The organism is Sporomusa aerivorans, from assembly GCF_041428895.1.
GTDB lineage: Bacteria > Bacillota > Negativicutes > Sporomusales > Sporomusaceae > Sporomusa > Sporomusa aerivorans.
The window spans coordinates 1743561-1768713 of the sequence record NZ_CP156926.1 but is presented as its reverse complement, the minus strand read 5'-3'; the positions used below and the strand labels follow the sequence as shown (position 1 = coordinate 1768713).

Here is a 25153-nt window from a genome sequence, read left to right as displayed (position 1 = left end):
AGTCATGAATTAACTATATCGATTCCACATTCTCTGGCAATATCGCGCGCCAACGGAGTAATAAGCGTCCCCTGCGCCACACGAATGCTCTTAATTCCGTTCTGCGCAGTACGTCTAACACGATCTGCATCAAGCACCTGCTTTCCGGCAGATTTCTCAGAGACTCCCGGCAACGCGGGCTGCTCTTCCCGCAGGAGTATTTGTTTGGCTGCAGCAGCCAGACTCGCTACAGGAACAAGCTCTATTCCAAAGGTTTCTATTTTTTTCAGGTTGGCTTCCAGCGCCGCTCTCAATGCCGGCGCCGCTTTGGCCATACTTTTCCGTACCCGCCAGTCATCCTGCGGGTCTGCTGCATTAGCGGCCGCAATCACAGGTTTACCAAGCATCAAGGCCTGAAGAATCAGGGTAGGGACCATGCTGTCAGACAGGGTGTGCGCCAGCTTAGCCGCCGTGTTCTGCGTTAACACAGGTACCAGGACAATATCGGCCAGCCGCAAATGGGTTCCTGGATAAGGGGACTGGCTAGTAACAACCTGTATGTGACTACCCAGTTTTTCCCTGATCCAATTTTCGCCGACAATCGTTTCAGCGGCTGCTGAAAGCACAACCGTAATTTCCGTGCCTATGGCCTGTAGTAGTTTCAACTCTTCCAGGCTCGCCTCAAGACCAATGGTGCCACCCGTGAATATAGCCAGCGCTTTGTGCAGCAAGCCTGCCGGCTGCACCGGTACCGGAGCTTCCATTTGTTTAAGCCTTCTCAGTACTTCCACGGTAATTAACTCCACAAGTTTTTCATTGTCCACAGTAGTTCTCTCCTACTTGCACAGGGTGACCATGTCGCCGTTTTTAAGCTCGGCGGCATTGGCTTCATCTGTGTCAATATGAAATTCCAGCCGGAAGGACGGGTTCACCCGGACAAGAACGTTATCAAAAGTACCACCTCTGGCGCCATGTACTTTAACTGTAACACGGTCACCGTCCTTTACCTCAAGCTTTTGGGCATCGGCCTCCTCCATATGGATATGCCGTGCAGCGCAAATGACGCCTTCTGTGAGCGTAACCGCGCCTTTGGGGCCGACAACAACAATACCGGGCGAGCCGGCAATTTTGCCTGAATCCCTAAGCGGCGGCACTACCCCCAGGCTGAAACCATCTGTACGGGCTATCTCAATTTGGGTAAAGGCGCGTACCGGACCTAATACTCTTACATTACGCATAACCCCTTTAGGCCCTACCAGGGTTACCGTCTCTTTTGCGGCATATTCGCCTGTCTGTTTAAGATCCTTGTCTTTCGTCAGGGAATAGCCAGAGCCAAACAGAATGTCAATGTGCTCAGCAGAGAGGTGGATGTGGCGGTTGGATACGCCTACAGGTATACCGTTATCAGCCTTCTCGTCCTGCGTAAGCGCAGGCATGGATGCCAATACCTGGCTTACTATTTGTTCAATAATCTTTTGGTCCATCATCTCACCCCCGGATTTTTCTGTATAGTATCCAATCAGGATTTCTAAACAGGGTGTTAGTACAAGCGTAGAGTAAGCGCCAGCAGCAAAGCGTTACTAACACCCTGCTTAGAAGAAAATCTTTATTGGATTTCCTAGGTTTATGCCGGTGAGATTGCCGCGCTGACGCGGCAATCTCACCTTCTACGCTGGCTTATTCAGAAACTTTGGGCAGAATTTTTTCAATGTCTGCATGAGGACGGGGAATTACATGAATAGATACCAGTTCGCCAACCCGTTGGGCAGCAGCAGCGCCGCTGTCGGTAGCTGCTTTTACAGCGCCGACATCGCCCCGTACCATAACGGTTACCAAACCGGAACCAATCTTCTCATAACCTACTAAAACGACGTTGGCAGCCTTAACCATGGCGTCAGCAGCTTCAATTGCACCTACCAAGCCCTTGGTTTCTACCATTCCTAATGCCTCTCCGCGCATATTTATTCATCCTCCTTGTTGTTTTTATCATAATGGATGCAAGTTATCCTGGGATCACCCTTTTTTCTTGAACATGCCGGATCACCGCATAAATTGCAGATCTCCGCAGGGTTAACCGGCTCTTGTTTTGCCGTCTGGAGCGATTCGGCCTGAACGGCTTCCATCTCCGCTTCGGCTTCTTGCTGAACAGAATCGTTTACTGTGATTTGCGTTTCGGTTTGAACAGGCGCATCTTCCGGGTCGGGCGAAATGATCGCCTGAGCAGGAGGCTCTGCATCCGCCGGCGCGGTTTTAGCCGGCATGAGACCTACAGTTTCCTTGGTGATTATAATTTTGCCTACTTCATTGTGCGGACGCGGTATAACATGTTTGGCGACCACTTTATTAATTTTGGCCGCCGCCATTGAGCCGGCATCAACAGCCGCCTTGACCGCGCCTACATCACCAGACAGCTTTATTACAACCATTCCGCCGCCTTTGGCAAGTTCGTAGCCAATTAACTCAACATTAGCCGCTTTTATCGCCGCGTCGGCCGCTGCCATACCGGCGGCCAAACCAACTACTTCAATCAAACCTAAAGCGTTTTTGACCATGTATTCACCTCCCCATGGCCTTGAGCACTTTCCTGCAATATTTTCAGGACAATCTCACGGACACTTGCGTAAAGTTGGGCTGTGGCATCTTCGGCAGCTGCCGTTTCCGCTTCCGCCGGATCTGCTTTAAAAGGCAAACCCTTAACAAGCCGTGCGGCATTGTAGCCAAAGTTCCGCCACTCTGGCAGCGAGCCTTCCCCGGCTAGGACAAATAGCGGCTGTCGCTCCGGCAGCTTTTGGTAATGCACACACAACGCGTCCGGACTGATGCCGACGCCAACTCCCAGCGTTGAAGCCTGCGCTCCCTTATACGCCAGGGTTATCGCATCCTTGGCGTCATCGCTGACAAAAAGACAGGGCACCCCTTCTTCTTCCATACCTGCTTTAAGCTCGCGCAGCTTAGCCTCAAAGCCGGCATGCGGGCAGGCAGTAATGATTATGCTTGGTCTATTTAATGTATTATCTGATTGCATAGTCTTCACGCCTCACTGTCAAGATAAGACAGAACCAGACCGGTAGCAACTGCATTTCTCGGGCCCTCGCTGCCGCGAATATTGCCCCGCCCGCAAACAATGCCATATTCAGCCAGAGCGTCGGTTACCATGTCCGCCACTTCGAAATCCATCGCCGAACCGCCGACTAAGACCACAAACTCAATATGACGGATGTTGCCGGTTGGCGCTACCCGCGCCAAGGAACGCAGCGCATTGGTAACAAAAACGCGTTTTTTGGCTTCCCGGCGTACATGCCGGATTCTGTCAAGCGCATGATCAGACGGTATGGGAACCATGCCGCCGTCTTTTAAAATAACTACCCGGGCAAACACATGCGGCGGCAAATGGGTGTCGTAAAATTTCACTGTGCCGTCTTCCAGCCTAACGTGGTACAGGCTTTCCACCTTGGCTAACGGATACTTTTTAATATCCTCGGCTAAATCGAAATCATTCAGCCCCAGCTCGGAATTGATCAACATGGTGGTCATGTCGCCGGCTCCGCCCAGATGAATGGAATGTACCCGACCGTCTCTGGTAATGATGGCGGCATCGGTGGAGCCGCCGCCCATATCCAGGATGGCCAGCGGTTTATCCGTACCGGGAGTGGTTAAGGCTCCGCGGATGGCCATATTGGCTTCCACTCCGGCGATAACCACCCGTACGCCGAGTTCTTCATTAAGCTTATTGGCTATCTGCTGCATAGGCAGCCGGCTTGTTTTGACCATGGCCGCCAGGGCGACAGCGCTTTCCAGTGCGAACTCGCCGGCTAACCCCCCTTGTACTTTTTGCGGTACAAAGGTATCTACCGCCAATATGTCCTGGATTTTCATTTCTGTCACCGGCTGGCTGGTTAGTTCAGCCATAACCTGCCGAACCCTTTCCAGCATGCCGTTCACATTGGTGCCGGCCTCGCCCTGGACATCAATCACCGGCTGTACCCGTTCGACGGCTTCCATAATGGCGGCGGCGCCTGCTTCGACATCGATATCAGCCTTACCCTTTTGTCCCACAACGGTGACAAAACCGGCCGGAATGGACCGGGCTTTGACATCGCCCTCCGGCGTCCGGACTACAACGGCGGAACGGTTACCGATCAAGGCTCTGGCAATGGGCACGACCATTTTGGTTTCATCAGGTGTCAAGGTAAAGACAGTGGCAATGCCATAGGGATTAGAGAGTGTCTTTATTGTCTGTCCGGCTTCGGCTACTTCTACGGCAGCCAGCATACCGACAGGAACTTTTTCAATTAGCGTGACTTCATCAACAACCGGGATGGAATACTCCAGCCTGTTAACGATAAGCACGGCGTCATCCTGACGAGCTATCGCCCCCTGGACCTCGACGCCCCTCGCCATAGCCGCATTGATCCCCCGGGCAGCATCTTCAAAATCAATGCCTTTAGGAATCAGGCAAATGACTTTTTCCCCCGGGCGACTCCCGGGAAGCCGGTCAAAGGGTATCGTCACGCCGACGCCTAAACCAATACCTCCCGGTGTGGAAGGGTTATGTCCGATCATGGTTGATTCGGTAATTATGGTTTCCGTAATGGTTTCCATCGCCAAATCACCGATAACCGGCGTCGCCTCATTCAGCCGTATTTCGTCCAGTGCGCTTAAACTTAGCCCGGACTTTTGCACCGCCTCTTTCAGGGCGATAACAATGCCCGGCACATTGGCCAAAGTTCCTTTTATCCCTGTTGTTTTAATAATACTGCTGGCCAGATATTTTTCTATCCGGCCTTGCTCTATTTGAGCCAGACAAACTTCAGTTGTGGAGTTACCAATATCCACGCCTGCAATAATAGGCATGAAGCTCCCACCTTAGTCCGCTCTGAGACGGTTCCGGCGCTCGTAGACTTCTGCGGCCTCTCTCACAAAAGCGGCGTTAATTTTTGCGTTGTATTTTACTTCCAGTTCTTCAGCGATTGCCAGCAGTTCCTGTTTGGTGGAACGGTAAGGGCGCATGGCATTGTAGATTTCCAGTACGCGTGCATCGGGAATTGCAACCAGTTCGGCTGCGCGGCGGAGGTTATTGGCAAATTGGTATCTGCCCACACCGTCGGCAATCTCGGCCTGCATTCTGAGCGTCTCCGGGGTAATACGGACATCCTCGGATTTTACCTCACCATTCAGGATCTTATCCAGCGTAATATCTGCCAGTGATTTGCCGGTAGGCGTTTTCAAGAGCTCAGGGCGCTTGCTGGCCAACGGATAGTCGCGCTCAGGGCACAGACCGGCTTTAGCGGCAGTTGCCGGTGCAGCGGCCTGAGGAGCGCCAGCCATGGATTTTAATACTTCACGGACGATATCTTCCAACATTTTATTATCTGTCATTTATTTTCACCTCCGCCTAATTAAAATGAACTTCCAGTTCAACCGGCTTGGCGCCGGGAACAACATGTTCGGTTTCTTTAATATGAAGCACTGCGGCTTTCGCCTGATATTTTGGCCTGGCCATCTGATCATTCTTGGTCGGTACAGGTACCGGCGACTGGCCTTTGGCGTATTGGGCAGCGTTTTTGCCGATTTGGCGGTAGGCTTCCAGGTCCAAAAGCGGGGATTGCGAGAACAATTCCAGGTTGCTCAGAGGCGGCAGATCTTTCTGATGGATTACCGTTGTGCCCCGGGACTGAATGCCGATGGCAATGCCCGAGCCGCTGAGTTTTGTGCAGTCGTGAGCGGCGAAAGCTACGTCAGAACTCCTTAAAACACGGACAACTCTGGCTTTGACGCCTTCCTCTTCAATGCCGGCGATCATTTCACGCAACACATCGCTGTGCGGTACATTTACGATGGTTTTATTCTGATATTTGCCAAAGGCTGGCGCCAGGGCGATAATAACTTCGTCGGTTCTGGTGCCGGGGCGGGCCTCCCCTTTTTCCACCAGCGTCATGGAACGGCCGGTTACAGCTGCTTTCGGAGCTGCAGGCTGGACCATACCGGCGAGAACTTGCCCAACTATTTCGCGAATCAATTGTTCGTTAATTTGCATTTCCATCCACCTCTCTCCTAGATCACACGTCAAAGTCAGACGGTTTAATCGCCTGGCGTATGTCTTTAATTTCATCCCAACGTTCTTTGCTCAGGCGATAGCCTGTGCCAGGGCCGGCATAGTCGTTCTTGCAATTTACGGCGCTAACAACGTTAAGATTCTTATCGAGAATGGCCGAGGTATGGAGATAATCACCGGAAATACGCTGTTTCAGAGTGCCCAGCGCGTTTTCGGCAACATCGACAAAGCCGTTCTTGGCCAGCGCTCTTACAATATCAACACCGGTAATGCCGCGCTTCATCATTTCTTCGGCTGCTTTCAGGTCCTCAACTACATTACGTTTAATGATATCTTTGGTCCCGTGCGCATAGGTGGCTGCTTCCACTTCCTCGTCGGTAATGGCCGGGAAGCCGAACTCTTTGAATACGGCCTGGATGGCTTTGGCAGCTTTATTCCGTACGGCAATAACGGCTTCTTCCGAAACCGGCTTGAGGCCGCCGTCAACCATCAGGTCGCGTTGAATGATGTTCCAGTCGTCATAGTCATCAACGTCCCAGTTGGAGCCGGCGAACATGTTGTCATAGTTCGGCGTGGCGCTGTAACCGGAGCAAATGAAGTCGGTGCCCGGCAGCATTTGCATCAGGGTACGGGCGGTACGGCGGATATCGGAATGGGTAAAGGTCTGGTCGTTACTGGAGGCAACCTCGAGATCCAGCATGGCGGCAGTCAGGTTTTCACCCAGGATGGCGCGGATACCGGAAGGAACAGCCGCCGGCACGCCTACGCAGCTTACCGAGCCGTTTTGCAGGCCCTGTACGCCGGCGCCGCGGGTCAGCATGATGCACTTAACTTCCAGGTACAGCATGGATTTGCCTTCGGCGTAACCCATTTGCACTTCCGAGCCGGTGCCGGAGGTAAAACGCATCTTAAGACCGCGGGAAGCATAGGCCGAGGCCAGGAAGGCTTTGGACCACGGAGTGTCGTCACCGTCCACGAATACGTTTTCAGTGCCATATACGGAAATGGTCTCTGCATAAGCGGTAATGCCTCTCATGCCTAACAGGAGTTCGGTTGCTTCTTCGAGCGCGCACTGGATAAGCACGCCGCCGCGGCCGACCTGGCCGCCAACCTGAAGCGCCAGGGCATTGAACGGAGCATAACGGACAACAGCTACCGTTGTTTCCATTTCGTCAAAACCACGCATGGCAGCTTCAGCAGCATCAGCGGCAATCAGTACCGGATTATCCTGCGGATTGGTTACGTGGCATTGGTTAGAAGGAATTTTCCGGGCCCGCATTTTTTGCAGCGCCATCATCATTTCCACAACGTTCATGGTGTTAAGAACAGCCACAATTTTAGCAGCTGTCAGGCCGCGAACTATTTTAACAAGCTCATCACGCGACACATTGACGTCTACAAGCATCTTAGCAATTTCAACATCGGACATAGCCATTGCCTGAGGAGCAATAGAAGTGTCAATAGCATAATCGGCGATAAACTGATCTATAAAGTCAAACTGAGCACGGGGAATGCCGTCCATCTCAACGACTTTACCGTTTTCAATCTTAATGCTGGGTTTAGGATCGTTGGGGCTGCCCATTGCCATCAGGCCGACTTCCGGCCACTCGACCACGAAACCATCCTGGTTTACAGGGCGGGCTTCCAACACTTCAAAACGTTTTGATCTTTTCATCTCTCAATTCCCCCCTGTTCTTAGATGTATGGCGTTGTAACGGACGGAGCCGGGCCAGCCATAGCTTCCAATACTTTAAGACCTACTTCCTTAGCCGAAATAACAGCCTGGCGAACAGCACCGGAATCGCCGGTAATTTGCAGAATAACCTCATTGGAGAAGGAAGTGCCGCCGGCTGGGCTGGCATAACCTACAATTTCCACATTGGCAGTTTTTACTGCAGTATCGGCCATGAGCACGCCGATAGCGGCAGGTGCGCCGACAATTAGACCAAAGGCTTTTCCCAGAGGAGCGCCGAAGGCTTTATTGATAGCATAGCTGGCACGAGCCGTGTATTGAAGCTCAAGATGACCTGCGTCATTGGCGTACACATCACCCATAGTGCGATTAATTTCTTTTAACGCTACTTCAATAGCACGACGGGCATCCGATACTTCTTCAGCTCCGAAGATTATCAAGGAACCATGTCCTGCGCCGCCTTTGGTGTCCCGCGGCAACTCAATGGAGATGATTTCGGTATTGGTGGCTTTCACGGCTTCGTCAGCAGCCATAATGTGCGGACCGGCACCGGTACGGGCGCCCAGGATACCGATGGAGCGGTATTTAGAATCTAATTTCATCTTATCATGCAGCATGGGGTCAACATTGGCAATAACCAGGCCTACTGTATCACCGATGGCAGTACCGACAAACTCGGTAAGCCCGGGGTTGCAAGCAACCTTTACAGCTTCCTGGACAGGCGCTGCCGCCGCCGCGGTTTCCATTCTTTTTTTGATTTCATCCATTACCTTCTCGATCAACTGGTCTTGCATGTAATCACACCTCCAAAATTTATGCTTTATTTAACTTTAGGAAGAATTTTTTCAACATCTGTATGAGGACGGGGAATAACGTGAGTTGAGACAACCTCTCCAACATTTCTGGCAGCTGCTGCGCCTGCGTCGACGGCGGCCTTTACAGCGCCGACATCACCCCGCACCATAACAGTGACCAAGCCTGAGCCAATCTTTTCATAGCCTACTAACATAACATTGGCTGCTTTTACCATGGCGTCCGCAGCTTCAATGGCGCCTACCAAGCCTTTGGTTTCGATCATACCTAATGCTTCGCTCACTATTTACACCTCCTTTCCTATGAGATATTCTGTCAATTCGGCCAAACCGGTTCCGGTATGCGCGGAAACACAGAAGAAAGGTTCTTTAATTCCCGCCTGCCTAAGCCGCAGTTTGGTATGTTCCTGGTCAGCTCCAGGGGCATCTATTTTGGTGACTACTCCCACAACCGGACGCGGAAACATGGCGGCGAAACCGGGTGGGAGTGTTATACGCGGATCTGTGGCATCCTGCACCATAAGGACTACTTTGGCATTCGTGGCCGTCACGGCAAGCGCTGAATAAAAGCGCGGCATTTGCGCGTATTCGCCGGGCGTATCGATGCTGCCGTCACTAAAGCAGATGCTCGATGTTTTTTCCGCCTTGCAGGAGTCCTGGTTAAGCGCATGGATTAACGACGTTTTACCTGCCCCTACAGGGCCTACCAACATAATCATAACTTTATGACCTTGTCAGTTTTGCTGTTGAAAAGCCCAGGCCGTCGGCCAGCAGATTAACTACCTGCAGGAGGGCCGCCTCACAGGCTGAGACAGTACCGGTAATAACAACCGAACCGGTAAACCGGTCCATAAAGCCGATTTGCACCGCAGCGGTTTTGGTGGCGGCATCGGCCGCGATGATAGCGGCTTCACAGGGAGTTATGGTCAAAATACCAATAGCGCCGCTGTTTACTATTCCCAGTCTCTCACACAGCTCTTTTTTGGGATTGGCGATAAGGTGGGCTAATGTCACCTGTTTACCAGGCACATATTCCTGAACCACTCTCGGCTTTTCCTGCGACATGTCGTTCCCTCACAATTCTGTTTATCTTCCTGATTCCTCGTAATAATTAGATTTTTTCGCAATTTTACCTTGAGATGAAGTTGCGTAAGCACAGGACATATTTGCCAGCATTAGCGCAATGATCCGCCAGGAAATTAATTACAAAAAAACACAAATGGTAATTCTTTGTTATGTCCTGGTGTTTTTGCGAAGACAAACAAAAAAAGACTGTTTTCACAGTCTTTTTTTGTATGCTGATAAACTCAGCGCAAAATGCAGAAATCACGCATAGTATTTTATTGTTATTTTTTGCGAGGTTGTTGTTGTATGGCTGCCGCCGGCTGCTCTGATTTCTTTTTGGATTGCGTCCGGTATTGATTTGGGGTAACGCCGACTTCCTGGCGAAATACCCGGCAAAAATAACTGGCATCCTGGTAACCGGCTTCAGCGGCCACACGCACAACCGTCAATTCCGGGTTCTGCAGCATAATTTTCGCTTTATCAATACGAACTTTGGTCAGAAAGTCAACAAAGTTAAAACCTTTCTCGGCTTTGAAAATCCGGCTAAAGTAATAGGGGCTCAAATGCACAGTCTGGGCAACTTCTTCCAGGGAAATGCTCTTATGAAAGTTCTCGGTAATGTAGGCGCAGGCCTTATTGATCAGCCGGACGTTCATACTGCTGCGATTTTCCAGCATATTGTCCATAAACTGATCCAGAGCATCAAAAATCCAGTGGCGGACCTCTTCCCTGTCTATACAGTCATTTAGACGGTTAATGCAGTTGAAATTAAGCAGTGTAAGCTGTTCCAGATTAGCACCGCCTTCCACTGCCGCTCTTGATAATACGATCAGCAATTCAAGCACACAGGCTTTTACCATCTCGACACTGGCTTTGGCCGTAAAGATTTCATGCAGAAGCTGGCGCAAAACTTCCTTGGCCTGCTGCCGTTCACCGCACCGTACCTTATCCAGGAGGTTGCGTTCATAGTTAAAAGGATACCGGAAGGCTACCGCGCTTAAGTGCGGCAACTCGTCAATATGAATAATCTGATTGTCGCCAATGTAAATTTTTTGCTGTTGGGCGCTGGAGGCCTCAATATAGGACTTATGCATCTGCAAAGGATCGTCATAGTAGCGCCCGATACCGATCGTAATACTAATACCCAGCTGGATGATACCATCCCGGATTTTTTGGGCCGTTTCCCGGACCTCCTGCTCAATTTGCTCCATAGAAGCGGCGCCTTCATACCCCATAAGGATGATAATTTCATCACCGCCGAACGGAACTACCAGTGTATCCCGGCCGACGATTTCACAGATATGCTGGTATACGCGCTGCTTAACGACCTGCCGCTCCAGTTCAGAAACACTGCGGGTAATTTGCTTGAAATTATCAATATTAGCAACCAGAATAACACCCGCACCGGTTTTGATGCCAAAGAAACCGGCGCGTTCACGGAAATTCGCCAAATCAGTAATCTTGCCGGCTATCAGGTCCTGAATGAAAGAATTCTTGATAAACGGCATGGCGTGTTCGATGTTTTTTCTAAGCTCGGCTTCTTCCTGTTCTTTCCGCTTACGCCTGCCGACATTCTCAGCGACAGACTGCAGCGTCTGCAGCAAGTCTTTGGGACGCAACGGCTTGAGTAAGTACTCCACAGCCCCAATGGAAAGAGCTTCTTTGGCATAACTGAATTCGTCAAATGCAGTCAACATAACTATAGCGGTATTGGGCAGCATTGACCGGATAGCACGGGCCGCCTCCAGTCCATTCAGTTCCGGCATACGAATATCCATCAGCACAATGTCCGGCTTTTCCTCCGCAGAAATGCTCACAGCACTTTTCCCGTCACCGGTTTCTGCAACTATCTGAATATCCGGACAGTTCTTTTCAATTATAAATCTGAGCGCCTGCCGTTCCAGCAGTTCATCATCGGCAATCAAGAGTCTGTACATATTGTGTCTCCCTTATCTTTTATCGGTAATCGGACGGCGGCAAGGTAATATAGATATCTGTCCCCTTACCGATTCTGCTTTCAATATGAATGCCGTACTGATCGCCGAAGTAATGCTGTATACGCTTATGGACATTAATGACTCCGAGTCCGGTTGTATGCCCTTTCCGGGAACGCATTTCATTGCGAAAAATGGCTCCAATTCTGTCTTCTGAAATTCCGACACCGGTATCTGACACCCTAATGACTATGTTATCGTTTTCAGTATGCCCACTGATCCGGATATGACCGCCTTCCTTTTTTGGTTCCAGTCCGTGGATAATGGCGTTTTCCACCAGCGGCTGGAGGCTAAAGGCCGGAACCGATGTTTTCAGGAATTCAGACGGTACGGCAATGGCAGCCTGAATCCGGTCCCCGAAACGCACCTTCTGAATTGTCAGGTAGTCATCGATGGTTTTGATTTCGTCCTCTAAAGTGCGCATCTCTTCTATAGCCCGCAAATTATTGCGCAGCAAGTCGGAAAGTGAGTGGACAACTTCCTGGGTGCGTTCCGCCCCCTCCAGCAATGACAAGCGGGCAATGGTATTGAGTGTATTAAACAGAAAATGGGGATTTATCTGAGATTGCAAAGCCTTCATTTCGGCAGCCCGCAGTAAGTTCTCCAGTTCCGCCTTGGCTTTAAGTTCTTCCATCAACTGCTGCTGCACCACATTGGTTACACTCATTTCCACAATGTAGTTGGCCATGATATGCAGCAAATCGGCAGCCGCTTTAAGCCGGTTTTCCGGAATAATGGCCACTTTGTCAAACAAGTCTGACAAAATGGCGGTATCCATGCCCGCCGGCAATAAGCGGTTAAACATTTCCTCTTTGGCATCATACCCCTGCTGCGGTAAAACGACCTGTCCGGCCAGCAACGCTCCGACATACTCGTTTTGCACAATAATGGGCGCGGCGAAATCGGTCAGCCCGCCATGGCAGTGATACACGACCGGACGCTGTCTTTCCACGGCGGCGCGGCCACCCCGGTCATCACAGGCCATGCAGCGGGCTAATCCTATGGGAAAGGACCGGACATAATCGCAAAACTCGGTAAATTTGCTGGGTCTGGTCACAGGTTTGCCATCGGCGTCAACCACAACAGCTGAAATGCCTGTAGTCTCCGAAAACTTGTCCTGAATCTCCTGCAGTATCTGGGTATTAACAATTTCCGACAAAACAAACCGTTTATAGTTTTGCACTATATTTCCCCCTGCGAACACTTTCGTAAGAGGTTATTTTAGCTGTTCCAGCTGCCGATTCCTGCCTAAGCGCGCAGACAATCGTCAAAAAGTGTCGCTAAATGGCTGCCAATTGCTCTGATTGCGGATTACTTAATTCGAAATCAGAGAGTCTGGCCATATTATACATGGTATAAGCCATGGTTTTAAGCATACCAATCATTAAAATGGCTCCGGTCCCTTCTCCCAAGGCCATGTTTGCCCGGATAGGAACATCATCGGCCAGGATATTGCCTAAGATCATGGCATAGCTCATCCCCGGTTCCTTGGAAAGATGGGAAGGCAAGCCAAAGTTTTCAACCTCTTTTTGAATACGGGATGCGCAAGCAAATGCCACAGCCGTAATAAAACCGTCAATCACAAACGGAATTTTCCGGTTTGCACACTCGGTCATTCCCGCGCAAATCGCCACAATATCAAAACCGCCAACACAGCGGAGAATATCTTCAATGCATTTGAAGGTTTCGCGGTGCCGCTCCACGCCTTTGGCCACAACCACACATTTTCTTTTCAGCACATCGCTGTTAGGACCGCTGGCGCCGTAGCCAACAACAAATTCGGGTAATATACCGGTCATGGCATGGAGCACAGCCGACGAAGTTGTTGTATTGCCGATGCCCATTTCCCCAAAGGAAATCAGGTTAGCACCATGTTGGTCCACGGCATACCCCACCATTTCCTGACCGATACGCCACGCTTTAGCAAATTCGTCCCGCGTCATGGCTTCGGTTTTCATGAAGTTCTTGCTGCCGGCTGCCACCCGCCGGTCTATGCCTACCCGTTTTTCATTTTTAATACCAATGTCAATGACCGAGTAAGGCACCTGATTAGCCGTGCAGAAGCAGCTGATAGTGGCTCGCCCGTCTACCATGTTTTGCGCCTGCAGGTAGGTGATCTCATCCGGAAAGGTAACAACGCCTTCTTCCACAACTCCGTTATCGGCGGCAAAAATCAAATGATAGGGTTTAATTTCCGGGTGCATCGTACCCCAAGCCAATAACATTTTTTTAAATACTTTTTCTAACAGCCCCAGACTGTTAACCGGTTTTGCTGCACCATCCACCAGTTCGTCTACTGCACTCCGATAATTCATGCCATTTCCCCCTTTAAAATAAAAAGTCCCTGGCCCAAAAGGGCTAGGGTTTTATCTTCTTAAAATCCTGTCCTTCCGGTACTACCCCTGGCGCGGGGGTAAATAACAGCCAAGACAGGCAGGTCTCCTGGCTTACGGATCATAAAAACATCCTGGCCTTCCCGGTTCCCGGTGGCATAGTAGGATATTTCTCCCCGATTACAGTGGCGCGACCGCGTCGTTTAAGGATTGTGAGCAATCCTTCCGAACTTCCCTATTCTCCTCTTATCTGATAAGAGGCACCTGTATGGTGGCATATATTAAATTTGTTGTTTCTTTGATGGCTCAATTTTACACCTAAAGCATTCTGCTGTCTACCACTTTGGAGCTTGTCGCAAGATGTTAAAGCATTTGGCCAAAAAAGTACTATTTCCCCGGTCTTGCTCTTACTGACATAGCCTGTTACGGTATCTGCCATATGGTTGTCAGTTGTTGTGATTTGTCACTTTATTGCCGACATCGCGCCAACTGCCGTCCGGGATCTTGCATAAATAAAAAAACGGTGTTATTGTTTTTAAGAACTTAAAGGAAAAGGGGGGCTGTGGTCAATGAAAAAGATCTTTGAATATTTTATGACACCGATTAGTATACTGGGAACAGGCTGCACGGAGCGAATCACCAGTTACATCAAACCAATGCTGTTTCGCAAAGCGCTGATCGTCAGCGATAAGGTTCTTGTCGAGACCGGCTTGATTGACAAACTCCTGGCACTACTTGACGAGGAAGGTATATTTTATATAATCTACAAAGATGTTTCTCCCAACCCCACCGTGAATCAGGTCAATTACGGGCTAAAACTCCTCAGGGATAACGGCTGCGACTTTTTGATTTCGTTTGGCGGCGGCTCGCCTCACGACTGCGCCAAAGCTATTGCGCTCTTAGCTACCAATGGCGGCGAAATCGCTCATTACGAAGGCTTAAACAAATCCCAGAAACGGGCAGCGCCGCTTATCGCCATTAATACTACGGCCGGTACAGGCAGCGAGCTGACCCGCTTCTGTGTCATCACCGATGAAGAACGTCATGTAAAAATGACAATTAACGATTGGCATGTCACTCCCATCATTGCCGTCAGCGACGCCGAACTTATGACCGGTATGCCGCCTGGTCTGACGGCAGCCACCGGCATGGACGCGCTGACTCATGCCATCGAGGCTTATGTGTCGACAAACGCCACACCGGTAACCGACTGCAAAGCGGTAAAAGCTGTTGAGCTAATTGTCGGCAATCTGGCCACAGCCTACTGCGACGGCAACGATTTAAGATCCAGAGAAGCCATGGTTTACGCTGAATACCTGGCGGGAATCGCCTTCAATAACGCGAGCCTGGGATATGTACATGCCCTGGCGCATCAGCTTGGCGGCTTTTATAATCTGCCGCACGGACTGTGCAATGCCATCCTGTTACCGGCAGTTATGGAATTTAACCTGCCGGCAGCCGTAACCAAATACGCCGATCTGGCCCATGCCGCCGACATTGATACGCAGGGCTTGTCGGCGGAAACCAGCGCCAAACGCTTTATCGCCCACATAAAAGGATTAAACCAAGAACTGGGATTACCGGCGAAACTCCAGGAATTGCGCGGCTTTAAGGCCGAAGACATACCAAAGCTTGCCGAAAATGCGCTTAAAGACGTCTGCTGCCTGACCAACCCCCGCCAAGGCACCCAGCAGGATATAGAGGCCATTTACCGGTCTATATTGTGAGAAGAAGAGTGAGCTCCCTGGCGCTAAGCGTCAGAGACCTCACTCTTCTTTTCATCTTCTACCCCAGGCTGTTGATTAAGAATTTTACCAGCAAGCCGGCAAGCATCCCGATAAATGGATCCGCAATGGCAGTAACTGTCATGGTAACGCCGCCGACAATGCTGTCCGGACCTTCGATCCCACCGCTTAAAGCCAGACTGGCATTAATGGGTACGGTAACAATAGCTCCCAGTACCAGCAGGAAACCGGCGATAGATTCATTCGGCACATATTTGCCAATCTTAACCAACAAGCCGGTTGCTAGAATAGCGGCCATGATAACCATCATGAGAACACCGGCGGCAAGCGGGTGAGGCGCAGCCCCAGTAGCGGAAATAATGGCCTGCACCGGTGCGCCGCCAAACAACGAAGTTACTATGTCGGCAATACTGCTGATTATTGTCAGATGATCGAGATTGATCTCGGTTTTAGCCAGTGTCTGGGCTGTAATGTTGCCAAAGGCAATATTGGCCCCCACGTTAAGAGCACTCAACCCCAGCGCCCCGCGGATAACGGTTTTGTTAAACGCCAGCTTCTGCAGCACAAAGCGTTCACGGCTTGCGTCAACCGCAAGCGGCTGCCGCCTGTTAAGAAAAACACTAACCAGCGAGGAAACAGCCACACAGCTTACAATCGTATAAACCAGCTTATCGGCCGGGTTGGCCGTTAGGTAATAAGTTGCAACAGCGGCGAGAATAGACGCACCGCCAACAAAGGGATTCCTGGCAGCCATCTCGACAGCTACCCTGGCCAGGACAATACCAACACCGGCCATCATAGCATTGGTAATCACCGGTCCGATAAAGCCGACAATAACCTTAAACAACCCCATCAGTCCCACGGCAAGAAGAATAACACCCTCCAGGAATATCATAGAGATTCTTTCCTGAACGGTACGCCCCATGGTTCCCGCTAACGTCAGCGTCTCCGCCTGAAAAGATATGGGGGTCACGACGCCCAGCAAGCCACAGCCGACAGCACCTATAATAAAACCGGCTGCCGTCGGGACAGAGGCGAAACCGAAAGTCAATGCGTAAAGCCCTCCCGGCAATGCGTTGATTACAACACCGATAGCTACTAATAAGTCCTGCATTGTCAACATAATGCATCCCTCCACACAAAAGAATAAAGCACCAGCATCTGGCTTGTGCTTTATTCCATGTACGTCTCATTTATCCTGCAGTTCAAGCTAAGAAGCGCAAGAATGTGATTAACCCTGTTAAATATGTTCTATTCTTTAGCCAAACATAGCAATACCTAAAGGTGTAACCAGCAAGGGATGGGGCGGAACATGAACTTCGCGGCCAAAGGCTGTGCCGAATTCCTTTTCAAATCCCTCTAAATACGCCGTGCCGCCAACTACGTAAACAGGATAGTCCGCGAATTCTTCTTTGCCGGCCAGCATGTCTTTGACCACTGTCGCCATTTTCTCTATGACCGGCATAATAACCGGCATAATTTTACGGTGCTGGGCGGGATTCCGTTTTAAAAGCTCTGCTTCCTCAAATGAAATTTTGTAGGCGCCGGCCAGAACCAGCGACACATGCGTGCCGCCTGTTGGCTCGTCAGCCGTAAAAACCAGTTCGCCGCTCCGCAAGACGGCTATCCCGGTTGTACCGCCGCCGATATCGACCACTATACCATGCGAAATATTGAGAGCTTTAGCGGCAGCCACCGGCTCATCCACCTGGCATACAGGTTCCAGACCGGCGCCGGCAATAACGTGACCACAGGCGGCGGCATTCCGGCCGACGGTGCCCGGTGGAATGGCCGTGGCGCCTTTGTCTAAAGTAACACCCATAATCGCCTCAACCTCGGTCTTTAACTCTTCAACAATCGTCATGGCGCCGCGAAAATCTACAACCAGGCCATCTTTTACGACCGAAGCCCACCGCAAACTGCCGGCAACCGGATTACCGGCCTCATCGGTAACCACCAGCACAACATCAGCGGTTCCCAGGTCCACCCCGACCTTATAAGGGCCGGGTAAATCAGCGGCAGTCTTAGTTTCAATCAGTTCCTTAAGTCTATAGATTTTTTCATAGGCTTCCATTAATTAACCCCCTTGGAGTACCCCTTCATTAAGCAAATCCGTTTTTGTTTGATTCCTCGCATCAGAAGCAAATACCTGTTACCATAATCATAAAAATCTGACAGGATATTTTAATTTTTTGCGCAAAAAAGCTCCCTGGCGAAAACCAGCGAGCTTTTTTTCATATCAAGATCCATTATTCGGCCGAGTCGCCGCCTTTTGCCAGTACTTTGGTATCGCCGGCGACAATGGCCGTGCCGGTATGATAAGGACTGTTAACATTAACTGTCGGCTCGGCGACGGCAATTCCCCGCTTTAAGAGCACCTCACGCAGTATCCACGGTTTATCGGTAATGAGACCGTCCACGCCCATGTCGATCAGCATATTCATTTTGACCGGATTATTCACAGTCCACGGCACAACTTTCATGCCTAACCCGTGGGCTTCGCTTACCAGTTCCTGCGACAATTCCTCCCAGTAGGGCGACACAATGTCGGCGCCGGCCGCTTTAGCCGCTTTCACATAGTCGCCTTTGTAAGCGTCAATATCTATGCCTCCCATCCACGGCGAGGCTCCCGGCTCGCCCACCTGCCGGCACATGCTGTCACGACCCCAGGATGGCTGTTCACAGGTTAACGCCACAAGGGTAATGTTGGGATCCAGCTTCTTCATTTCTTTCAAGGTCCGCCAGTCAAAAGACTGCAGCATAACCCGATTTTCCATATGGTATTTTTTAATGATTTCATGTACTTTTTTTACAAACACAGCCGGGTCAGGATTGTTTTTTGCTTCCGGAAAAGCCGGATCAGGATAGGACTTTGTCTCAATATTAAACATAATATTTGCGTTACCGTACGCATTGGCTAACTCAAATACTTCTTCCAGCGTCGGCATGGCAGCTCCGGGAAAAGACAACTGCGTTTTACCATGACCTTCATAATAATCCCCGGCGGCCGGATTCATGGTCCCGAGGTCAAATCGTTTTATCTCTTTTAGCGTCATGGTGCGGATATCATATTTGCCCGGAGTAACATAGGAACCGTCCGGCCCCTTAGCCAGGCTGGCATTCATAAAAGGATTATGGCTGATTACCACCCTGCCGTCTTTGGTCAGCTGCATATCCATCTCCAGCGTCGTTACGCCAAGTTCCATGGCATAGGCAAAAGCTATCAGCGTATTTTCCGGCCGGGCATCCCGCCCGCCCCGATGGGCCTCAAAGTCAAAAATTTGCGGAATGGCTTTGGCCTCAGCCGAGCTCATTTTCAGCACACCCCCTCCAGTTGCCATCATCGCTGCCGCCAGGCCTGCCGCCAGGAAACGCTGCCAGTATTTTTTGCTGATAATCATCTTACTCTCCCCCTTGTTTTTGAAATATTGCCAGTGCTAATTAGATTATATTGTGGAAAAACCTGGGGATTGTTATGCGAAGATTATCTTTATATTAACACAATTTTAGCAGGGACAGCGTAATCCTTATAGCATATATCACGGAGCCTCATTTTGCTTATAACGCCGCAACCTCCATACCAGCAGCCCCAAGCCTAAAACGCCGGCGGCTGCCAGCCCGAACCGGCTCGCAAACCCGGCTATCTGCTGCCAGCTATGCCCCAGAAAAAAGCCCAGGTAAATGAGAACGCTGCACCAAATAATTGAGCCAAAAATGTTCCCGACAACATATTTTTTTATATCCATAGCTGCAAAACCGGCCGGGATGGGGACAGCCCCGCGAACGACAGGCAGCAGCCTGCCACACAGGATAGCCAAAATGCCATACTTTTCAAGCCAGCCAGTTACCGCCATCATTTTGCCGGCTGAGGGTGTAAGAAAAGATAAATAGCGGGAAACCAGCTGCGATCTGCTAAAAAAACCAATCCCATAGCCGAGTAATGCTCCCAGTAAGTCGCCTGCTGCAGTGGCAATAACAGCAGGCAAAAAATTTACCTGAGCGGTAAAAAGCAAATAACCGGTAAAACCTAATGTCAATTCACCGGGGAAGGGAAAGCCAATTCCGGTTAGCAGCAAGGCGGCAAAAATCGCTGCATAGATATTCCCCCCCATTGTATTTGCCAAGGCGAATGCCGTTTGTTCCATCTGCGACCAAGCTCCATTTTTCCTATAATTACTGCTGCACAAATACTATTGTTTCCGGCAATATTAAATAATAGTATGCTTAACGACCGTAAAAAAAAGACTGAGATTCAGGTGGGGTTCTAACCTCATCTGCAGGTTAGCCGTCGGCTAAAAATCCCGGTCATACGGTTCTCACACTATTTACATGGCTGGCGGCGTTATAAATATTGTTAAGCCGCCCCATACTATTATTAATCTTGGATTTCATATCGGAGGAGGTTTATATGAAAAAACATTTCTGCAAAATCCGCTGTATTCTCCCTGTACTGTTGCTGTCGCTTTCCGTCCTCCTGGCAGGCTGCGCCAATAATCTCACCCCGGTAGAGCCTCAGCCCCAGCCGCCGCACACTGTAACCCCCCCTGACGGGCAAACAGTCCCGACGCCTACAAATGATGTTGTCGTAACCTATAATTACGGCGCTGCCGATAAAGTACAGCTTTCTGCCAACAACTTCAAAATGAAGGTTGGGCAAAGACTGATACTTCAGCCTGCCCCCGGCGTTACCAAGACTACCAGATTCACATCATCAGGCGATAATTTTTGGGGCGATATTATGAAACAGGACACCAATCAGGAAAGCACCGGCAAAGCAGTCTTTACAGCCGTAAAGGCCGGCAAGGGAAAACTTCAGATCATTCCAAACAGCACAGAAACCGCCAGGGCCGTTGATTTATGGGTCACGGTTGAATAGCAAAAAAACGGGCATGAAATGCTTTGCAGCACTTTCTGCCCGTTTTCTGTTTCTTTAATTAATAATTGTCAGCACGTCTTCGAGCGGCTTGCGCGGCGTGCCTGTTGCTTTTGCATTGGCAGGGACCCCCAGCGGTGTCATGGCTGCCAAATAGTACCCCTCTTTGGCAAAACCTATATAGTCGGAAATTTCCCGGGCGGCATACGTGGGGCCGGTCATCCAGCAAGTCCCGTAGCCTAAGCTGGCGGCAGCCAGCAGCAGGTTCTCCATGGCGGCGGCAATATTTTGAATACCGGGATTTTGTTTGCCGTATTGCAGAGCCTCCTCCCGGGGCATAACACCGTCGGCCAGCAGCATATCCGCAATGGTTTCATAAGGGCCGGCATAGACGAGGACCAGCACGGGCGCATTTTTGAAAACAGTATGATAACCGACAGTGCCTTTGAAACTCTTAAGTTTGGCCTCATCGCGCAAATATGTACTCAGTTCGGTGTTTTTGGCCTCAACCAGCCGGGCTATCTCGGCGATTTTCTGTTTATCGGTAATCACGACAAAATGCCAATTTTGCTGGTTTTTTCCGGATGGCGCGCAGGTCGCGGCTTTGATGATTTCCCTGATGGTTTGCTCCGGGATTTGCTCATCGGTAAACTGCCGTACACTATGGCGTTTCTTAATAAATTCCAATTCCATGTTAGCACCCTCCTTGACAATTATACGATTTTTTCCCCATGATAGCGTTCCCCGCCTGCATCGGGCATGATTTTATAGCGTTCCGTCCACAGGGTTTTGTATTTCAAGGCCTGAGCGTGAATACTGTCCCACTCCTCAGTCACTGATTTCACGACTTTGCCGGGGACACCGACAACCAGGGAATGCGGCGGCACAATCTGGTTTTCACGGACAACGGCCCCGGCGGCAATAATGCTGCCTTTGCCGATTACCGCACCATTCAGGACAACTGCGCCCATGCCAATAAGGCAATGATCTTCGATTGTGCAGCCGTGAATAATGGCGTTATGTCCCACAGTGACATAGTCACCGATGATGGTTGGATGTGAGTCGGCTACATGAACAACACTGTTATCCTGCACATTGGTATACCTGCCAATATGAATCCGGTTTACGTCGCCGCGGGCAACCGTGTTGTACCATAAACTGCTAAATTCCTCCATAGTGACTGCGCCAATGGCCTTTGCTCCGTCCGCTATATAAGTTTTTTCATGAATAGTTGGTTTAATTCCTTCAAATTCTGCAATCATGACTATGCCCCTTTCCTTGACTAAGTGTAATTATTCCTAACGAATTTTTTGTTTTCAATATTCACTGGTCCTTAGTTAATTCGCTTACCATTTAAAATTTCCTTTTTTTAACCAGCAAAAATCCTGCTAATACCACAGGCCAATCAATTTCCAGTAAGCCACGCCGACGGTCAGATACAATACGGCGTGCAGCACGGTCAGTAATGTGCCCACTCCCCACCAGGTCTTTTTGTCATTATATCCTTTTTCCATTAAGAGAGGTCCTAATGCATTACCGTAGTGAGTCAGGGTGCAGGAAATAATCATTAAATAAGCCAATACAAAAAAAGCCGGATATCGGGGTATGTCAGTAGCGGCTACAAAGGAAAAGATCAGCGGCGAAAATGCTACCACATAGCCTGTGTATGAAACAAAGAAATAATGCGGCACAATAGCCAAAGCAGCTACCAGGAGAAGGATGGAATAGGGATTAAGACCGGTGGTGGGCAGCAGCAGTTTGATGATACCGGCAAACCAGCTAAAGAAACCCAGTTTGGTCAGGGCTGCCGAAAATCCTAAGATAGCCCCGAACCAGATGAGAAAGGACCACATCTCTTTACTCTCGGCCAGGTCGTTCCACTCCAAAACCCCCAGCACCAGCATAAGCGTTATCCCGATAAAAGCCACCAGCGTATTGTCAATCCCGGTCACCGTGCTCGTCGACCAGAGAATGAGGATGGTAGCAAACACACCGGCCGCAATCAGTTCGCTGGTGCTGACGCCGCCCATGCCGGCCAGTTCCCGCGTGGCCCTGGCTCTTACCTCAGTCATGGCAGTTGTGTCAGGCGGACACAGCTTATAGATAATATAAGGCGTCAGCAAAAAACCGATAAAACCCGGTAAGGCGGCCAAAGTCCATAGCGGCCAGCTGATACTTATACCAAGCACATCCTGCGCCAGCTTGACATTTATCAGATTAGGCCCCATCCCGGTCATGAACAGCGCGCCGGTAAGCATACTGGCCATATAAGCCAGCAATGTAAAATAGGCGCCTGTCCGCTGCCGGCCTGCCCCATTGCCTGAACTGCCGGCATCAATAACCCCCTCAGCCAAAGGATACACCAATCCGCCGGTCCGCGCGGGCGACGCCGGCGTACTGGTAGCCAGCAGCAAATCAATAAAGCTTAAAATATAGCCGATTCGCAGGGTTGTTTTGCCAAAGCGGCTAATTAACAGCAGCCCCAGTCGCAGGGTCAGGCCGGATTTTTTCAGGCCTGTGCCTATCATCATGGCGACAAGCGTCAGCCACAGCATTCCGTCTGTATAGCCCGCCAGTATTTCCTTGATCGGCAAAACAAATATACTGGCTAAGGTGGTAACCACCAGCAACAAAGTGGGCTCCGGATACGGCTGCAATATCAGCCCCAGGATTAGCGCCGCAAATACCCCGAATAAATGCCACGCCGTAGCGCTTAAGCCAGCAGGCACCGGCAGGACAAAAAATAAGCAGGCAACGCTAAACAGCGCTGCTATTTTGGCAAAGCGTAAATTCAAGAGACTCATCTCCCCAGAAATATACCAAACTATAACAGTTCTACTTTTTCTCTGTCTTGCTGACAAAATCCTTTTATAGTTAAATCTGGATTGATATGTCCTTACTTTTTACTATCGTTCTTACCCTGGATCAGGTCGGGAACTAATTCAGCAGCCAACTCAGTCTCCGCCGCCAAGCCCTCGGCGAACAACAGCACTCCGGCCTCCTCGGCAGCCGGCCTGTCTGTTTTACCGTTGACTCTGGCATCTCCCATAAACAGGCTTATAACAATACCGGCAGCCACAATAACCGCCGCTACCCAGAAAACCAACTGCAGTGAGTCTGCTAATGCAATCTTCAGCGGCGGCAACAAGGCTTGCTGCACCCCGGCAGGAATGACCTGCAACGCCTCCGGGCTTAACAGCATATTAAACAAACTTTGCGGGTCGGTATGCGCTTTGTCAAGCATGGCTCCCAACTCTCCTGTCGCAAGGGCTGCATTGCCCTGCAGCACAGGAAAGAACTCCTGGGCCATAACAGACCGCGAATGGTAGTTAAATACCACTCCCAGGCCAGTCATCCCCAGAGTACCGCCAATACTGCGGAAAAATTGGGTAGCAGACGTGGCGACGCCACGCTGTTCCGGCGGAAACGCGCTTTGGACGGCTATGGTAACGGTGGGCATGATTACGCCCATCCCCAGTCCCAGGATAACAATATATAAAATGGCCGCCGTTTGCGTAGTAGCTGCCGTCATGGTGCTCATAAGATAGAGGCCTAGCGTCATAAGCCCCATGCCGGCGGTAAACATAGTGCGAAAACTGACCTTGGTCACAATGCGGCCGGCAACAACACTTGTCAAAATCATGGCAAACATCATCGGGATCATGGTATTGCCTGACGACGTTGCACTGACGCCAACAACCCCCTGTAAAAATAACGGCAGGAACATCATGGCGCCAAACATACCCAGCCCCATCAAAAAACCGACGATATTGGTGATTGTAAAAGTGCGATTTTCAAAAAGCGTCAGGCTTAGAATAGGATCTTCCGCCCGTTGCTCAATAAAGGTAAAAGATATCCAGGCAATTACCGCCGTTGTTAAAAGGCCCAGTATCTGCCACGACAGCCAGGGAAAATCCGTACCGCCCAGGTTAAAGCCCAGCAGCATGCTCACCGTCGCAATAATGAGCGCCACAGCCCCGGCGTAATCGATGATCGCTTTGTCAACAAACCGTTTTTCCCCCATAAGGCCGATGTGAATAGTTATAGCAGCCAGCGCCCCAATTGGCAGATTAATATAAAAAACCCATTGCCAGGAGGAATAGTCCACTATCCAGCCGCCGATAGCGGGGCCTACAACGGAGGATAAGCCAAACAAAGCGCCCATCGCCCCCTGCCATCTGCCTCTCTGCTCGGGGGGAAAGACATCGCCGACTATTGTCATCGCCAATGGCATCATAATCCCGCCGCCAATCCCCTGCAAGGCGCGAAAAACTATCAGTTGCGTCATATTGTTACTCGTCCCGCATAAAGCAGAGCCCAGCATAAAAAGGATAATACCGGCAACATACACAATCCGCCGGCCATACAAATCCGCCAATTTGCCGGCTATCGGCACGACAGTTGTCGAAGTAAGCATATAAGCAGTCGTAACCCAGGTCATGATGCTTAAGCCGCCCAGTTCGCCGATGATCCGGGGCATTGCCGTACCGACAATAGTCTGATCCAGCGAAGAAAAGAAAAGTCCTAAAAATAATCCTAATAGCAGTATCTTGCGTTGTACTTCGATTTCCAGATTAATGCCTCCCAAAACGATGTAATTACTT

26 protein-coding genes and 1 riboswitch are annotated in these 25153 nt (G+C 50.3%); of the genes, 2 read left to right on the top strand and 24 right to left on the bottom strand.

Annotated elements, in window-relative coordinates:
- Positions 1–2: 2 nt before the first annotated feature.
- The 16 genes from SATMO3_RS07990 to SATMO3_RS07915 form a co-directional block, all read right to left on the bottom strand.
- Entirely contained in the window at positions 3–803 is an 801-nt protein-coding gene (locus SATMO3_RS07990) for a flavoprotein (protein ID WP_371379867.1), read from the bottom strand.
- A gap of 12 nt (positions 804–815) precedes the next feature.
- Positions 816–1466 (bottom strand): phosphate propanoyltransferase, encoded by a 651-nt coding sequence (gene pduL / locus SATMO3_RS07985; protein WP_371379865.1) that lies wholly within the window; start codon positions 1464–1466, stop codon positions 816–818.
- Positions 1467–1656: 190 nt separating this feature from the next.
- The gene (eutM, locus tag SATMO3_RS07980; protein ID WP_371379863.1) at positions 1657–1938 is read right to left on the bottom strand and encodes an ethanolamine utilization microcompartment protein EutM; all 282 of its coding nucleotides are present in this window, start codon (positions 1936–1938) and stop codon (positions 1657–1659) included.
- A 2-nt stretch (positions 1939–1940) separates the two neighbouring features.
- A complete protein-coding gene (locus SATMO3_RS07975) occupies positions 1941–2531 on the bottom strand; it encodes a BMC domain-containing protein (RefSeq protein WP_371379862.1) in 591 nt (196 codons plus the stop codon).
- Entirely contained in the window at positions 2513–3004 is a 492-nt protein-coding gene (locus SATMO3_RS07970; protein WP_371379860.1) for a glycerol dehydratase reactivase beta/small subunit family protein, read from the bottom strand. The genes SATMO3_RS07975 and SATMO3_RS07970 overlap by 19 nt, the downstream gene beginning before the upstream one ends.
- Positions 3005–3009: 5 nt before the next feature.
- Entirely contained in the window at positions 3010–4833 is a 1824-nt protein-coding gene (locus tag SATMO3_RS07965; protein ID WP_371379858.1) for a diol dehydratase reactivase subunit alpha, read from the bottom strand.
- Between the two features lie 12 nt (positions 4834–4845).
- Positions 4846–5358 (bottom strand): diol dehydratase small subunit, encoded by a 513-nt coding sequence (locus SATMO3_RS07960; protein ID WP_371379856.1) that lies wholly within the window; start codon positions 5356–5358, stop codon positions 4846–4848.
- Between the two features lie 16 nt (positions 5359–5374).
- Positions 5375–6022, bottom strand: a complete 648-nt coding sequence (locus SATMO3_RS07955) for a propanediol/glycerol family dehydratase medium subunit (protein ID WP_371379855.1) — start codon at positions 6020–6022, stop codon at positions 5375–5377.
- Positions 6023–6038: 16 nt separating this feature from the next.
- A complete protein-coding gene (locus tag SATMO3_RS07950) occupies positions 6039–7709 on the bottom strand; it encodes a propanediol/glycerol family dehydratase large subunit (RefSeq protein ID WP_371379853.1) in 1671 nt (556 codons plus the stop codon).
- 20 nt (positions 7710–7729) lie between these two features.
- Entirely contained in the window at positions 7730–8521 is a 792-nt protein-coding gene (gene pduB / locus SATMO3_RS07945; RefSeq protein ID WP_371379852.1) for a propanediol utilization microcompartment protein PduB, read from the bottom strand.
- A gap of 26 nt (positions 8522–8547) precedes the next feature.
- Positions 8548–8826, bottom strand: coding sequence for a propanediol utilization microcompartment protein PduA (gene pduA, locus SATMO3_RS07940; RefSeq protein ID WP_371381684.1), 279 nt, complete (start codon positions 8824–8826; stop codon positions 8548–8550).
- A complete protein-coding gene (locus SATMO3_RS07935) occupies positions 8827–9258 on the bottom strand; it encodes a EutP/PduV family microcompartment system protein (protein WP_371379851.1) in 432 nt (143 codons plus the stop codon).
- Between the two features lie 4 nt (positions 9259–9262).
- A complete protein-coding gene (gene eutS / locus SATMO3_RS07930) occupies positions 9263–9604 on the bottom strand; it encodes an ethanolamine utilization microcompartment protein EutS (protein WP_371379850.1) in 342 nt (113 codons plus the stop codon).
- Positions 9605–9885: 281 nt separating this feature from the next.
- Positions 9886–11541, bottom strand: a complete 1656-nt coding sequence (locus SATMO3_RS07925; protein ID WP_371379848.1) for a response regulator — start codon at positions 11539–11541, stop codon at positions 9886–9888.
- Positions 11542–11560: 19 nt separating this feature from the next.
- On the bottom strand, positions 11561–12781 hold the full coding sequence (locus tag SATMO3_RS07920; RefSeq protein ID WP_371379846.1) for a PocR ligand-binding domain-containing protein: 1221 nt from the start codon (positions 12779–12781) through the stop codon (positions 11561–11563).
- A gap of 97 nt (positions 12782–12878) precedes the next feature.
- Positions 12879–13913, bottom strand: coding sequence for a nicotinate-nucleotide--dimethylbenzimidazole phosphoribosyltransferase (locus tag SATMO3_RS07915; RefSeq protein WP_371379845.1), 1035 nt, complete (start codon positions 13911–13913; stop codon positions 12879–12881).
- A gap of 99 nt (positions 13914–14012) precedes the next feature.
- Positions 14013–14214, bottom strand: a riboswitch (cobalamin riboswitch).
- A gap of 286 nt (positions 14215–14500) precedes the next feature.
- On the opposite strand from SATMO3_RS07915, the gene SATMO3_RS07910 reads away from it, so the two are divergent.
- Entirely contained in the window at positions 14501–15658 is a 1158-nt protein-coding gene (locus SATMO3_RS07910; RefSeq protein WP_371379844.1) for an iron-containing alcohol dehydrogenase, read from the top strand.
- A 58-nt stretch (positions 15659–15716) separates the two neighbouring features.
- Here the strand turns inward: SATMO3_RS07910 and SATMO3_RS07905 are convergent, their stop codons facing one another.
- The 4 genes from SATMO3_RS07905 to SATMO3_RS07890 form a co-directional block, all read right to left on the bottom strand.
- Positions 15717–16799: a hypothetical protein gene (locus SATMO3_RS07905; RefSeq protein ID WP_371379843.1), complete on the bottom strand. Its 1083-nt coding sequence runs from the start codon at positions 16797–16799 to the stop codon at positions 15717–15719.
- A 135-nt stretch (positions 16800–16934) separates the two neighbouring features.
- Positions 16935–17750, bottom strand: a complete 816-nt coding sequence (gene eutJ, locus SATMO3_RS07900; protein WP_371379842.1) for an ethanolamine utilization protein EutJ — start codon at positions 17748–17750, stop codon at positions 16935–16937.
- Positions 17751–17925: 175 nt separating this feature from the next.
- A complete protein-coding gene (locus tag SATMO3_RS07895) occupies positions 17926–19077 on the bottom strand; it encodes a glycerophosphodiester phosphodiesterase (RefSeq protein ID WP_371379840.1) in 1152 nt (383 codons plus the stop codon).
- A gap of 138 nt (positions 19078–19215) precedes the next feature.
- Entirely contained in the window at positions 19216–19821 is a 606-nt protein-coding gene (locus tag SATMO3_RS07890; RefSeq protein ID WP_371379838.1) for a DedA family protein, read from the bottom strand.
- A gap of 263 nt (positions 19822–20084) precedes the next feature.
- Between SATMO3_RS07890 and SATMO3_RS07885 the strand changes: the two genes are divergently transcribed.
- Positions 20085–20552, top strand: coding sequence for a hypothetical protein (locus SATMO3_RS07885; protein WP_371379837.1), 468 nt, complete (start codon positions 20085–20087; stop codon positions 20550–20552).
- A 54-nt stretch (positions 20553–20606) separates the two neighbouring features.
- Here the strand turns inward: SATMO3_RS07885 and SATMO3_RS07880 are convergent, their stop codons facing one another.
- From SATMO3_RS07880 to SATMO3_RS07865, 4 genes are all read right to left on the bottom strand, one after another.
- Positions 20607–21242 carry a nitroreductase family protein gene (locus SATMO3_RS07880; RefSeq protein ID WP_371379836.1) on the bottom strand — a complete coding sequence of 212 codons (636 nt, stop codon included), beginning with the start codon at positions 21240–21242 and terminating at the stop codon, positions 20607–20609.
- A 20-nt stretch (positions 21243–21262) separates the two neighbouring features.
- Complete coding sequence (locus SATMO3_RS07875; RefSeq protein WP_371379834.1) at positions 21263–21811, bottom strand: gamma carbonic anhydrase family protein; 549 nt, start codon at positions 21809–21811, stop codon at positions 21263–21265.
- Positions 21812–21937: 126 nt separating this feature from the next.
- Positions 21938–23344 (bottom strand): DASS family sodium-coupled anion symporter, encoded by a 1407-nt coding sequence (locus SATMO3_RS07870; RefSeq protein WP_371379832.1) that lies wholly within the window; start codon positions 23342–23344, stop codon positions 21938–21940.
- 101 nt (positions 23345–23445) lie between these two features.
- A complete protein-coding gene (locus SATMO3_RS07865; RefSeq protein ID WP_371379830.1) occupies positions 23446–25137 on the bottom strand; it encodes an MDR family MFS transporter in 1692 nt (563 codons plus the stop codon).
- Between the last annotated feature and the right edge of the window lie 16 nt (positions 25138–25153).

Bases quoted from the DNA above. Each gene is read 5' to 3' on its own strand.
- pduL (WP_371379865.1), bottom strand. From the start codon at position 1,466: ATGATGGACCAAAAGATTATTGAACAAATAGTAAGCCAGGTATTGGCA.
- eutM (WP_371379863.1), bottom strand. From the start codon at position 1,938: ATGCGCGGAGAGGCATTAGGAATGGTAGAAACCAAGGGCTTGGTAGGT.
- SATMO3_RS07975 (WP_371379862.1), bottom strand. From the start codon at position 2,531: ATGGTCAAAAACGCTTTAGGTTTGATTGAAGTAGTTGGTTTGGCCGCC.
- SATMO3_RS07970 (WP_371379860.1), bottom strand. From the start codon at position 3,004: ATGCAATCAGATAATACATTAAATAGACCAAGCATAATCATTACTGCC.
- SATMO3_RS07965 (WP_371379858.1), bottom strand. From the start codon at position 4,833: ATGCCTATTATTGCAGGCGTGGATATTGGTAACTCCACAACTGAAGTT.
- SATMO3_RS07960 (WP_371379856.1), bottom strand. From the start codon at position 5,358: ATGACAGATAATAAAATGTTGGAAGATATCGTCCGTGAAGTATTAAAA.
- SATMO3_RS07955 (WP_371379855.1), bottom strand. From the start codon at position 6,022: ATGGAAATGCAAATTAACGAACAATTGATTCGCGAAATAGTTGGGCAA.
- SATMO3_RS07950 (WP_371379853.1), bottom strand. From the start codon at position 7,709: ATGAAAAGATCAAAACGTTTTGAAGTGTTGGAAGCCCGCCCTGTAAAC.
- pduB (WP_371379852.1), bottom strand. From the start codon at position 8,521: ATGCAAGACCAGTTGATCGAGAAGGTAATGGATGAAATCAAAAAAAGA.
- SATMO3_RS07935 (WP_371379851.1), bottom strand. From the start codon at position 9,258: ATGATTATGTTGGTAGGCCCTGTAGGGGCAGGTAAAACGTCGTTAATC.
- eutS (WP_371379850.1), bottom strand. From the start codon at position 9,604: ATGTCGCAGGAAAAGCCGAGAGTGGTTCAGGAATATGTGCCTGGTAAA.
- SATMO3_RS07925 (WP_371379848.1), bottom strand. From the start codon at position 11,541: ATGTACAGACTCTTGATTGCCGATGATGAACTGCTGGAACGGCAGGCG.
- SATMO3_RS07915 (WP_371379845.1), bottom strand. From the start codon at position 13,913: ATGAATTATCGGAGTGCAGTAGACGAACTGGTGGATGGTGCAGCAAAA.
- SATMO3_RS07910 (WP_371379844.1), top strand. From the start codon at position 14,501: ATGAAAAAGATCTTTGAATATTTTATGACACCGATTAGTATACTGGGA.
- SATMO3_RS07905 (WP_371379843.1), bottom strand. From the start codon at position 16,799: ATGTTGACAATGCAGGACTTATTAGTAGCTATCGGTGTTGTAATCAAC.
- eutJ (WP_371379842.1), bottom strand. From the start codon at position 17,750: ATGGAAGCCTATGAAAAAATCTATAGACTTAAGGAACTGATTGAAACT.
- SATMO3_RS07895 (WP_371379840.1), bottom strand. From the start codon at position 19,077: ATGATTATCAGCAAAAAATACTGGCAGCGTTTCCTGGCGGCAGGCCTG.
- SATMO3_RS07890 (WP_371379838.1), bottom strand. From the start codon at position 19,821: ATGGAACAAACGGCATTCGCCTTGGCAAATACAATGGGGGGGAATATC.
- SATMO3_RS07885 (WP_371379837.1), top strand. From the start codon at position 20,085: ATGAAAAAACATTTCTGCAAAATCCGCTGTATTCTCCCTGTACTGTTG.
- SATMO3_RS07880 (WP_371379836.1), bottom strand. From the start codon at position 21,242: ATGGAATTGGAATTTATTAAGAAACGCCATAGTGTACGGCAGTTTACC.
- SATMO3_RS07875 (WP_371379834.1), bottom strand. From the start codon at position 21,811: ATGATTGCAGAATTTGAAGGAATTAAACCAACTATTCATGAAAAAACT.